Annotated in this window: 4 protein-coding genes; all 4 read right to left on the bottom strand. The window is 49.4% G+C overall.

Annotated features, from left to right (window positions below; all coding sequences use genetic code 11):
• Window positions 1–3 precede the first annotated feature (3 nt).
• Genes HDT28_03295 through HDT28_03280 form a run of 4 tightly spaced genes read right to left on the bottom strand, consistent with a single transcriptional unit; the run spans window position 4 to window position 12,876 of the window.
• A complete protein-coding gene (locus tag HDT28_03295) occupies window positions 4–2,580 on the bottom strand; it encodes a hypothetical protein (GenBank protein MBD5131607.1) in 2,577 nt (858 codons plus the stop codon).
• A gap of 33 nt (window positions 2,581–2,613) precedes the next feature.
• Window positions 2,614–4,074 carry a hypothetical protein gene (locus HDT28_03290; GenBank protein MBD5131606.1) on the bottom strand — a complete coding sequence of 487 codons (1,461 nt, stop codon included), beginning with the start codon at window positions 4,072–4,074 and terminating at the stop codon, window positions 2,614–2,616.
• Window positions 4,067–5,596, bottom strand: coding sequence for a leucine-rich repeat protein (locus tag HDT28_03285; GenBank protein MBD5131605.1), 1,530 nt, complete (start codon window positions 5,594–5,596; stop codon window positions 4,067–4,069). Before HDT28_03285 ends, HDT28_03290 begins: the two co-directional genes overlap by 8 nt.
• A gap of 2 nt (window positions 5,597–5,598) precedes the next feature.
• The gene (locus tag HDT28_03280; protein ID MBD5131604.1) at window positions 5,599–12,876 is read right to left on the bottom strand and encodes a leucine-rich repeat protein; all 7,278 of its coding nucleotides are present in this window, start codon (window positions 12,874–12,876) and stop codon (window positions 5,599–5,601) included.
• Between the last annotated feature and the right edge of the window lie 110 nt (window positions 12,877–12,986).

Raw genomic sequence — 12,986 nt, 5'->3', positions numbered from 1 at the left:
TTATTAGCCTTTGAATTCCAACAACCAAATGCGGTTAAGCGGAGACTGATACGGGGTTACGTCGTCCGACGAAGTATACATGGTGCTCTCATCAAAGAGGTCCGCGCCCCAAACGTAGTAAACCTTTCTCTGATAGGTCGGAAACTCGACCGCAAGGGACATAAGCGTATCGAGAGCTTGATCGTATTTTATTTTGCGGTCATCAAACTCGGTATATTCACGACCTTCTTCGATAAGCGTGGATAAGTTATTGAGAATATCGCTTTGCCTATCGGCTTTGGGATATTTCGTATCGTTGGAAATGCACTCCGCGCTGGTAAGGTAGCGATAGCCCCAAGCGAGCGTACTCGTAGCGTTCGAATCCTTGTGATAAACCTGATACATATCGGGATCGGACGAGGAGCTCCACGCTGCCGCCCAAACGGTAAGCTGACCGCCGGCAAGCTTGATCAATGCGTTAGAGTCGTGAGTAACGGTTATTTCCATACCGATCTTATTGAGGATAGCCGCCGAGCGGTTAAGCATGGCTGCCGCAGGATGGTCGTCCGTATCGCCCGCGATCGTGAAAGTGTATTTAAGCGGCTTGTCGTCGGCCGTGTAAAGTTTGTCGCCTTTCAGCTTTGTTCCGGCTTTTTTAAGCCATTCCTTAGCGGCATTACCATCGGGATCGAACGGATAATAGTCCTCTGCTTCGGTGGGATAGTATTCCAAAGTCTTGGACATCGGGCGCCTTATGATTTCGGCGTTAGTGCCGCCGCCGTAGTAGTCGATGCAGTCCTGAGCGTTAAAGGTCGTCATGATCGCGCGACGAATATATATATCGGGAATATAAAGCGCGCTTATACCGACGTAACCGTAACCGAGGTTACGCGACTCGGCATAATGAAGGTTTTTGTTCGCGGCAAGAGCGTTGATCTTATCGGCGTCGATAGAGGGCGTAGCATAGTGAACTTCGCCTTTGTTTACCGCGTCGTAAAGCGTGCTGCTGGAAACGACCTTATAAGTAAGCTTTTTGATTTTGGGTTCGCCGAGCAAGAAATACTCGTTGGCTGCAAAATAGACGTTGTTATCGTGATAAAAATCGGTGTCGGTCTTAGGATCGGTGTCGAACGAATCGGTAGAAGCCTTGTACGCACCCGCGCCGAGCGGTACGTGATTTTCCTTTACCGTGCGCATGAACGTGGGATCGGCAAAAGGCACGCCGAAGAACAAATCCGATTCCTTACCGCTTGCTTTTGCAGCATCTATATCGGTATTACGTTTATTCCAGTTCTCGGCGCCGGCATAATAGTGACCGGGAGCGACCGAGAAGCCGAAGTTTTGAACAGCCTTGGGGTCTACGCCGTCTATCCTTATGGTAAGAACGTCGTATTCCTTGGCGTTGCCGTTTTCGTCTTTAAGCTGTATTATTTCCGTGGCGTTCTCGTTGGGAATTTCGGACATCTTTTTAACGTTGATACCGTCGACGTTAAATACCTTCATATTGCCCTGGAATTCATGGCTGATGACCGAAGCTTTTACGTAAGAGAAGAAGTTGTTTGCAGTGCCGTAATAAGTGATAACGTTTACAAGGTTATTCTTGTACGTTTTAATGCTGCTTGCCGAAGTAGCTTTCTTAACCGTATCCAAATCGCCGAGGTTGGCAGCGAAAACGTAATTAACAAGCGCCTCCTGCGTGGTGTCGCCGGTATAGCTGTTATCCCTCTCGTAATAGTCGATATTACCCGCGGCGTCGCGATGCGCGTTAAGCGAGATAATGCCGTACATATACAAGAACGCTTCCCAGCCTTCCGTTATAAGCAATTCGCCATCCTTGCCCTTGTACTTCTCGTATTCCTTTTTAACGTCCAACGATATAGCGTTGTTATAATCGGAATTGAGCTCCTCTCTGAATAAAGAATGGACCTGCTCGATATCGCTCTCTATCGTTTCCACGTCGTCATAGTACTCGAAATTAGCTAAGTCATTCCAAGTATTATCTGGGAATAAAGTCGTATCCGCCCAATCTCTTATCATGTTGATACGCGCGGTAGCTTCCGAATTGTAGTAGCTATCGTTTGACGAAGACGACGATGTCGCGTTCGGGTTCTGCGTTCTGTACGCTTGTAAGCCCTGGATCTTAACCGAGTACATAGTGCTCGAACCGGTGTAAGCGGGATCGAGATACATATACATATTGAACAATACGTCGTCCTTGGTAAGAAGCGTGCCGTCGCTGAACTTGATATTGTCCTTTATGGCAAAGTAGTAATCGGTATAATAATTGCTGTAATCGTTGCCGTTAGGCTGCGTTCCCGTGGTCTTATAACCGAAAGCAAGCGAAACGCTGGGCTCATCCCAGCCGGCAACAAGCTTACCTGTTTTATCGCTCGAAAGCATACCGATTTGGGTTTGACCTACGACGTCGCCGTCGGAACCCGAGGTGTAGAAAAACGGGTTGAAAACGCCGTCAAGTATGTCCGTTGCCAAAACAAGCGGCTTATCGCCTTTGTTACACGCGGTAAGCGGCGCAACGGCGGCGCAAACGCCTATCGTAGCGCACAATACCTTTGCAATACTTTTAAGAGATTTTTTTATCATTACGGACCTCCATTTAAAGGGTTATTTATTTGGTTATGCTTTTACTACCGTTGCCGACAAATCGTCGCCGCTAACCGTTACGGTTACCGTATAAGTATCGGTCGAGGTTTTTAACGTGTAAGAGCCGTTCTCGTTCTTAACAACTTCCTCGCTCAACCGTAACCCGGAAAGCGCGTTGCCTTCGCCCACCGAAGCTAGGCCATATACGCTTTTAATCGATTTACCGCTCGCAGTCTGCGTGACCTTGGCATATACCGCATAGTCTTTGCTTGCCGTGTAGACCATCTCAGAGCTTGTTACGGTGAACTCGGCATCGGGAATAAGCTTTACGTCGGGTTCTACGTCGCTTGCCAGCTCGCCTATTATACCGCCGAAATTGACCTTTTCGGCTATGTCGTAGCCGACAACTACCTCGTACTCGATTGAGCCTGAAATCTGTACCTTTTCGATCTTCGCGCCCGAACGGATACGCCCTGCAAAAAGACCGATATTATATTCCGCTATACGCGAATTGGTGAGATTGAGGTTGATCTTTACGTCCTTGAACGTGATATCTGTTATTTCGGCGCCATCGCTTATCGATTTGAACAAACCGAAGTCGGTATCACCCATACCCGCAGGCGTAAAGTCCGCTTGCAAGCCTGTAATCGTATAGCCGTTTCCTATGATCTTACCCGAGTAGTTGGACGGGAATTCGAATTTATCATCTTCCGTATAGTAGTCAGTCATGTCGACGCTGTCGAGGAAATACAGGTTGGTAGTAGCCGACATATAGAAATTAGAAAAATCGCTTGCCTCGTCTATAAGCTCATAACTGCCGTTGAGCGATTTGCCGTAAATTTCCAAAGTGTCGCTGTCCACAAACTGTTCGGCGGTAAATACGCCGCTGACGACGGCTTTTTCGCTCTCCGCTTCATCGTAGAAGTAGTCGAGGAAAGTATAGTCCGAAACGTTAAAGAACGTCGAAGAAATATTCGTAGGACTACCGTCGGGGGTACGGGGAATTCGACCGATCTTTTGTTCGGTGTACCCTTCTCCATAATGCAATACTACGCTGTAATTATCCCACCAACGCGCCACGATCGATACGTCGCCGTCCGCCTTGTAGGTGCTGAAATCAAAGACCCTGGTTTCGTCAGCTATCGGCTTGCCGTCTTTAAGTTCGAGCTCGCCGTCGGCGTTCGTCTTGGCGTAACAGAAATCGCGGAGCGAGTAGCCGTTTTTAACGGGTAAATCGATATTCGATCCCGCTTTACCGGGCTCGGGAACGTAGCTGCCGTCGCTTACGCGAACGCGTGCGTTATCCTTTTCGTTTACAATGCCGCCGTCGAAGTAATAATCGATCGCATGGATAAAGCCCATATTATGGACGTCATCCTCAGAGTACCCTTCGTCGCCGCAAGCAACAAGCATACCCAACCCCAGTGCGGTCGTTGCAGCCAAAGCTATGGGCAATAGCAACTTTTTACGAATTTTCAGCGTTTGTTTATTCATCGTCCGCTCCTATCACTTCAAGCTTCTCTATAAACCAGCCGTCGTCGAGGGTAGAATATTTACTCTCGTATCTACCCGTCGCGCCCGCGGGAACGTAAATCTTAGCTTCCGTGCAATCTACGAACGGGCTTTCTTCCCTGTCGCTCTGCACGCCGTTTTCGTCGAGGAAGTCGGGGCAATCGCTACTGCGAATGATAATGCTCTTTAAGTAATAGCACTTCTCAAACGCATGATAGCCTATGCTGTTAAGCGCAGCCGATCTGATATCGATCTCCGTAAGCGCCGAGCAGCCGCTGAACGTGTAAGCACCGATCTTGTTCACTCGCGAAGGAAGAACGATCTCGCTGAGCATGGAGCAGTTTGTGAACGCATACTCGCCGACCGTGACGAGCGTATCGGGTAGCTCGATCGAACTGAGCGCCTTACAGCCGAGGAACGCTGCGTTTCCTATGCTTGTAAGCTTTGATATATCGCCTACCGATTTAAGCCGTTCGTTGTTCCAGAACGCATTTTCAGGAATAGCCGTGATTTTATCGTTGAGATTGATCGATACGAGGTATCTGCAATCGTAGAACGCGCCGGCTTGGATCTCGGCTATGGTATCGGGAAGAACTATCTCGGTTATGTGGTTGAGCTCGCTCGTCTTATAGAACGCATTTTTGCCGATAACCGAAACCTCAACGCCGTTGTAAACGCTCGGGACGATTACCTTAGTGCCGTTGCCGTTGTACTTATTGACGGTATTGCCGTTGATAACCAAACCTTTCGAGTAATAGGTAGTGTACAGCGAGATATCGTTCGAAATGCTACCGCCGAACGTATACTCGGTTTTGAGCGTTTCGTCGGTGCACCAACCCGAAATTTCGATAGTGTTGTCGAACAAGTTGGGTACGTTATGCGCCGTGCCTTTCTTTATAGGCGTTTCTGTGATAAGCTCGCCGTTGCCGTAATACGTTACGTAAGCATAGTGGGGATCGTGCGCCCAGCCTGCGTATAAAGTTACGTCATCCGTGCTTGCGCCGAAGCCGAATTTGTTAGTGCATTCGGGTTCGGTATACCAACCGTCGAACAGGTAGCCCTCTAACGCGGGTTGATCCTCTATCGCCGTGAGCGCAACGCCCGTCGAAGCGGACTCGGACTTTTTGACAGTGCCGTCGTCGAACGCGCCGCCGTTGGCGTTGTATTCGAGCTTGATACTGCCTTCGCCGATCCATCCGGCGTAAATGGTTATATCGTAAGCGGGCATCTCCGTGCCGAACTCGAACTTGGTCTTGTACGAGGTATCGGTGTACCAATCGCCGAACGTGAACATTTCCTTGGTTGGAATGACGGACGGACGAGTAATCTTGCCGCCCTCTTTAAGCGAGTACGACGCAATCTCCGTGCCGCCGCGCGTATCGAACGTAACGGTGTATTTTGTTCCGCCCGTGCCGCCTACGCCGAGCACGATACCCGTTGCAAGCGAGAGAGCGAGAGTGGAAGCCGCAAGGCAGGTCATACAGATTCTAAGCTGTTTTTTCATGATTAGCGGTCCCTCCTTTTGATTTGAACAAGGGATACGATGACCGCGGCAATCGCTACGACAGCGAGCACGATAACCGCAAATAGCTTGCCGTTTATCGACGTGCTTGCCGCATTGACCTCGGCGCCGAAAATATCAGAGTTATTGAGCGTAGCAGAGGTCGCATTAGCCGCCTTGGCTTGAAGAATCGAGTAGAAGTTAGTAGGATTGCCGTTAGACCCGAACAATGCCAAATAGTAGGCTTTGTCTATGCTGTTATCGCCTTCCGTGTAATTGTAGTTACCCGTTACAAACTGCATTTGCGTTTGATCGAGCATATTGTAAATACGAAGGAGCGCCGCTACTTCCTCGGCATCGTCAGCTGTGGGTGCGTCGGGAAGATTTACTATACGCTCGATATAGTCAAGCGTACCGCTCGAAGCATGGATAAGCTTGGAAGAAGTTATATACTTGCCTACGTACGCTTTCCAAATCTTGTTGTCGTAGCCCGAAGCGTTTGCGGGAACGATTATGCGGAGATCGCGATCTTCTTCCGCGTCGCTGCCGAACTCGAAGTTGAAGTTCTCGTACGTATTGACGTAGCCGTTTTCATCAGCAACCTCGCGGTAGCCGCTCTCCATCTCGACGCTGTCTTCCTTATAGGTAATAACAGCCTTGCTTTCGAGCGTGGGCGCTTCGACCGCGTAAATCGTTATCTCGGTAAGGCTATCCATACCCTTCATTGCCGATACACCGATCACTTCGAGATATACAGGAAGCGTGAGCTTACGTATCGACTTGTTACCGCCGAACGAGTACGCGCCAAGCTTGATCGTCCTGTCGAGGACCGAATACTCGGTAGCCGTTTTTCCGGCGGGATACGCAACGAGCGTATAGAAGTTGCTGTCGTTCTTGATATACAGCACTCCGTTATCGTCGAGAAACGATTTGTTTGCATCATCCACGGTTATAGCCGTGATGTTATCCGCGCCGTTGAACGCGCCTTCGGTAACTTTATTAAGCGTTTCGGGGAGCGATACCGTTTCTACGACAGTACCGCGCAAGATCTCGTAACCGATATTCTTAACGCCGTTTATCGAAACGGTCTTTAATGCCGAGGCTTCGGCAAATGCCTGATCGCCTAGCGTTTCGGCGGTATTGAGCGTTATGCCTTCAAGCGCGACGCACTTAGCGAACGCACGCTTTCCTACCGTTCTGATCTCGGGGAGAGTTACGGTGTCGAGAACAGCGCAGCTTTCGAACGCGCTGTCGCCCAAGCTTCTGAGAACAGGCATATTGACCGAAACAAGGTCTGTGCAGTTTTCGAATGCATTATTACCGACAGTCTTTACTTTATAGGCATTGACCGACACGAGCTTAGTCGACTTGAACGCCGCATTGCCGATTTCGGTTACGTTAGAAAGATTGATCGTGCCGAGAGCACTGCCCGCGAAGGCGTTAGCGCCGATCACGGTTAAGCTATCGGGAAGCTCTATCGTTGTTAAGCCCGAATTTTCGAACGTTCCGTCCGCGATTTCAGTAAGCTTTTCGGGCAATTCGATAGATTCGAGTTTAGAACAACCCTTGAACGCTTCCGCGCCGATTTCCTTTACTTTACCGAAATCGACCGTTTTAAGCATCGAGCAGTTATTGAACATTCCGCGGCTTACGCTTTCGAGCGAGCCCAACTCGATCTTATTAAGACGCGCCGAGTTATTGAACGCGTAGTTACCTACCGATTTGATCGAGCTGTCCTTAAACGATACCGAAGTAAACTTGCTGTTATCGAACGCGTAAGAACCAAGATATTCGAGATTTTTGGGAGCCGTGAATTCAAGAGTGCCAGTTACGTCGCCGAACACGTCCGCAAACGCATAGTCGCCGATATAGGTCGTATTTTCCGCGCTTATAGGAAGCGAGGTTATCTTGGAGCCCTTGAAAGCGCGTTCTCCGATATACTTGACGTTATCGGCGCCGGAAATAGTCGTTATGCTCGAATTCTCGAAAGCGCCTTCTTCGATATATTCTACGTTACTAAGATCGATAGTCGTAATATCATAAGAATTAGAGAACGCGCCCGCGCCTATAGTCGTAACGTTTTCGTTAATAATCAACTCATGACGCAAGAGCACCGCATACGACGGGAAAGCAATTATCTTTTTGCCGGCACGGTCATAAAGAATACCGTTATTGTCGGACGAAAGATATTTATTGCCGTTTTCTACATCAAATCTCGAAATCCTTACAGGGTTATTCGTAACAACTTGAGCCTGGTTAGGCTCAACGTAACGAGTTAAGCCGTTGAACGTACCCGCTTGGATATTGGTAAGGTTCGCGCCCGACGATATCGTCATGGTCGTGAAGCTGTCTCCGCTGAATACGTAGCTGCCCATAACAGTGAGCCCGTCGGGAAGTGTAAACGAAGTGAGCGACGAACATTCGGCAAATGCTTCGTCATCGAAACGATATACAGATCCGCTGAAATTGATATTAGTAAGCGCCACGCAACGCTTAAACGCTTGCTCGCCTATTACGTTAACATCGTTATAGAAGGTTACGCTCCTTAGTTTTTCGCAAGCATAGAACGCACTCTTACCCACGCTATCCGCATAAATCTCTACAGATTCGAGCTCCGTGCAGTAAGCAAACGCACCGCCCTGATTACGACGGCTTAAAACCCTATCAGTTTCAAGATACGTCGTATCGTACGCCATAGAGGTGTGTGCGGGAATAACGAGCGATTTGAGCGAAGTGCAGTATGAGAACGCACCACCGCCGACAATACCTACGCGACTGAGGTCGACGCTTTCGAGCGATTGACAGAAAGCAAACGCATAGTTATCTACATACGTACAACTGGACAAATCAATTTCAGTAACCGCCGCACCCCAGAACGCACTGTCACCTATCGATTTTACGTTGCCGAGTCCTGTGATCTTTTTAAGATTATTACAATCGGCGAATGCAAGTTGTTCAATAGTTTCAAGCGACGACGGAAGCACGATTTCTTCGAGGCTTTCGCAATTATAGAACGCGAGTTCCATAATCGTGGTCACGCCCTCCGGAATAATTACCTTTTTGATATATTCGTTGCGCATGAACGCACGGGGATAAATGTAAACAACGCCCTGGTCTTCGGGAATATCGACTACGTTGTGTTCTACCTCGCCGTCCTCATTGGTATAATCGCCGCCGCGACCTGTGTACGAGCGCAAATAGATGTTCTCGTACATGGTGTATTCTTGGAGTACGCGAACGCTTGTGTAGCCCGCAACGTTCGTGCCTTTTACCGTGGCGCGAACGGTTGCGCTACCGCTGTTAAGCGCGGTGACCGTAGCCGAATACCCATCAGCCGACGGAACGACAGACACGCTCGAACTCGTGGACATCCATTCGAGAACAGGTTGTTTTTCCAATAATTCGGCGGGCTTAACCGTCGCATAAATTACTTTCGATTCTCCGCGTTCAAGCGCGATACCTGTTGCCGACATTTCCACTTGATAAGGCGAAATGCTGTCGAGCGGCGTACCTGCGACCGTTATTTCGAAAGACAAAAAATAATCGATATCTTTCTCGCCACCGTAGACGAGTTTACCGTCATCGTATTTACCCATAGGGCTGCTGACGGTTATTGTTGCCTTACCCTCTTTTAAGCCGGTAACAACGCCCGTCTTTTCGTCGACGTAGGCAACCGTGCTGTCGCTGCTTTTCCAAACAAGGTCCTCGTGCCAATAGCCCTCAACGAAAACCTTTTCATCGTCGGTAGTAGCCGAGCTGTTGGTATTGGAACGCTCGATGATATATTCACCCAAATCTATTTGAGCGTGAGGAAGAATCGAATAGCTATCGCTTGCCGTACGGGTTTTCTCGATACGAACGTCGTCCTTGATATATTTATCGAGCACGACAAGATCGTACGACTGCTCGTTTTTAGCGTAGTCGAATATGGACAAATACAGCTTACCCTCGTTAGCTTGTATTACGCTCCAATACGAGGTAACGTCAAGCGTAAACGTACTGTCGCGATTATATTCGGACGCTACGGGAATTACACCGCCTGCGAGGTTAATCATATCGTCGTATTCGGTGTAGCCGTAGGTTTCGTTTTCGTGCGAGCCCGCATACGTAGAAATAGAGAAACCTTGAATATAATGGTTGTCGTACATAGTGAGTTCAAGCAAATAACGCTCGGAACCGGGATTGCCCGTTTTGCGTACGGCAACGTCGGTCAGCTCGGGACGCTCGTTATCTACGGTGAACTCGAACGAGAACTTGTTACGGTTGCCGTTGGTGTATTCGCCGTTTTCGTCCTGCCAATCGAGATAGGTATACATTGTGAACGTGTACTTGGAGTTATTGGGCAAATCGAGCTTGGTTATATTGAGCTCAACCATTACCGCACCGCCAGTTTGCTGTCCGCCGGAGCCGTGGCTCTTACGCGCGTTGTAATCAACGCCGGTCCACAACAGCTCGCCTGTTGCGCTGTTACGAATTTCCATATCAACGCGTTTTGCGCCGCGGAGAAGTCCCGCGCTTACCATGTAGAACAAGAAATCTCCGTCGGGGTTGGTCGTGACAGCCGCATACTTTTCCTGCGCAGGCGGAGCCTCGTAGCCCGCTGCGGGGATATAAGCGAAGTTGCCCATACCCCAATATCCGATCTTTTCCTCGGACGAGGACGAAGCCGAATAGAAGCCCGAGTACGGAAGCGTGCCGTAAACATCTGCGACAAGTTTATCCTCGGCAAGGACCGAATCGTCCACCGCAGACTCGCCTACCTGATACGCGCTAACGTCAAGCATGGGAGCATCCGCCCAATTACCGTAGAAAGCCATAAACGGAATGCTGAGCGAAATGCCGTCAAGCGTGCCCGTTACGAGCTGAACAAAGCCCTCTACGAACATACCGTTGATAAAGGTATTGTTAAGATATTGTTTATCCGCGTCGCTGAGTTTGATCGTGACGGTTATCGCCGCTTCACCATAGCCGCTAACCGCTATCGAGTTGCCGTTAATGGTAGCTTTACCCTTGGTGGCTTTGATAGCGTACGTACTTGTCGTATCGTTGAACATATATGCCTTTTCGGCAACAGTGCGGTCGTCGCTCGACATACTTTCAGTCATGACGATAGGCTCGATATTGTAGCTTACGGCGCTACCCGAAGTATTAACGATATTAAAGTTGAGCGTATACTCGCCCGTGCGATTTGGATCGTCGCCGAGCGAAAGCTTGGGCTTGTTGGAGCCGTCGACAGTGAGATACGCCCTGGTATTAATTGAGTTTTTAATATCGGCAAGACCCGAGCCTTGCTTTCTCGGCGAGTAAGGATTACCCTCCTCGTTGCGAACAATGGTAGCGGCGCTCATCATACGGCTGTACGACTCGTCGCGAACGTTCTTAGTATAGTCGGCATCGGTCGAAACATAGCGCCCGCTTTCCTTAACGGCTTGGCGCACCAAAATCAGCGCACCCGCAAGGTTGGGCGTAGCCATGGACGTACCGCTCATTTTGTCATATTGATTAGTTCCGGCTACGGACGAATAAATCTCGCCGCCGTGCGCAGTAATGTCGGGCGCAAGCGTAAGATTAGGCAAACAGCCCCAACTCGAAAAGTCGGACATGAACGGACCCGCGAGATATTCGGTAGAAAGCCTGATCGTGCCGGATCCGGCGTCCACTATATCCTTCGCCATATCCATGGTAATAAAGCAGCTCGGCATTACTTCTTTGGTACCTACCGACATGCTTATAGTACCGGAAACGTTATTATAAACCACAGCAGCTATCGCGCCGTGCTCGTGTGCAACGCGTACCTTTTCCTCGAAGTTGGTGTTACCGCGTTTGATAAACACGACCTTGCCGTTAACGTCGAGACCGGTATAGTTAACGTCTAGACCGACGCCGGGGATAACCACATAATCGAATTCGCCCTCACTCTTATCGCCGAGAAGTCCGCCTACGAAATCGTTGGAATCGGTTTTACCTACAAGGCGCGATTCTGCAAAGTAAATCTCTTTACCGTCGACAGTGAAGTATTTGGTTTTTACGCCGCTGACCGAAGCAACGGAAAGCGAAGCATCGTACGAACCCGGCGACCCGACGGTACCCGAATCGGGGTTGCTCGCAAGGTTGGTATTACCCCACGTACTACCACTGGCGCTTGACGCGTCGTTGCTCGCAGCAACCACCAAGCAAATACCCGCTTCGTTTATCTTATCGTAAACGGCGTTGATCTCCAACTCATCCACCTCGCGCGAGAAACCGCAAGAAGTGCCGAGCGACATATTGATAGCGTCGACGCCGAGCGTTACCGCGTCATTAAGACCGGCAAGTATCCATTCGGTTTTTGCACCGCTCACATAGTCGGAAAAAACCTTAAAAGTGGCGATTTGCGCTTTCGGCGCAACGCCCGTAATAGTGTTCGATTTACCCGCAATAACACCGGCAACGTGCGTACCGTGCGATTCCTTGGGGTAAACGTTTGTATCGCTGTCCGCATAGTCGTAAACATACGGAAGCTTTGTTTTTACGTAAAGATCGTCTTCGCTTATATCCTCGCCCGCATCCTTGGATAAAGAGGTCGCGGTAAGGCTCGTGGCAACAGCGGCCACGTCGTCTTTGGTTATGGCGATCGTAGCGGGATCAAGCTCCATGTCGAAAACTTCGTGTGTGATATCGGTGCCGGTATCAAGAACGGCAACTACGGTACCTGTTCCGTCATAGCCTACGTCGGACGAGTCAAAAATACCGGTTTCGTAAACTTCTACGTAGTTCTCGGTGACCGCCTCGGGTGCAGCGTAGGTATTGGATATAATTACGTTATTAACGTACAATCCGCTCTCGATTTTTTTGAGGTCGGCATAACGTATTGTCGCAGAGAACGCGTTCAATACTGTAGAATACTCGTAACGGTATTCAGTTACGTACTTGGATATACTGTTATATGCTTGCTTACGAATGCGCGAAAGATTTTCAAAATTTGCCTTGCCACCCGAAGTTTTGAGCGCCTGCGCAACGCTGACGCCGTTAGCCGCGGCAAAATCCATCATAGGCGTGCCGTCGACGGAAACTATAACCGTAATCTCGTCGTTGGGCGCGGGAGTTGCATACAGCGACGAGCTTTCCTCAATCACCGTTTCTGAGCGCGTGTAATCGCTGCCCTTTCCGTTATCGGCAGGCGTGTATGAAACGGAAACGCCGTTCATACTATCCGCGTTGACGCTGTTTTTATTGGGCGAAATGCTCACGGGCGCGGATACGAACTGTAAAGCCAATACCGCTATCAACAACGCTATCAACACGCATAGGATTATATTTTTTGCAAGTGTTTTTCGAGCAACTCGTGTCATTTATATATCCTCTTGAAAATCGTACGGTTAGTTCCGTTACGAAAAGCCGATCGGCAAAATTT

It is taken from the genome of Clostridiales bacterium (assembly GCA_014799665.1).
Taxonomy (GTDB): domain Bacteria; phylum Bacillota; class Clostridia; order Christensenellales; family Pumilibacteraceae; genus Anaerocaecibacter.
Note: the sequence above shows the minus strand (reverse complement) of the source record. Positions and strands in the feature narration are given on the sequence as shown.

What these genes read in the sequence shown, in the direction of transcription:
- HDT28_03295 (MBD5131607.1), bottom strand. Translation starts at nt 2,580, where the DNA reads ATGATAAAAAAATCTCTTAAAAGTATTGCAAAGGTATTGTGCGCTACG.
- HDT28_03290 (MBD5131606.1), bottom strand. Translation starts at nt 4,074, where the DNA reads ATGAATAAACAAACGCTGAAAATTCGTAAAAAGTTGCTATTGCCCATA.
- HDT28_03285 (MBD5131605.1), bottom strand. Translation starts at nt 5,596, where the DNA reads ATGAAAAAACAGCTTAGAATCTGTATGACCTGCCTTGCGGCTTCCACT.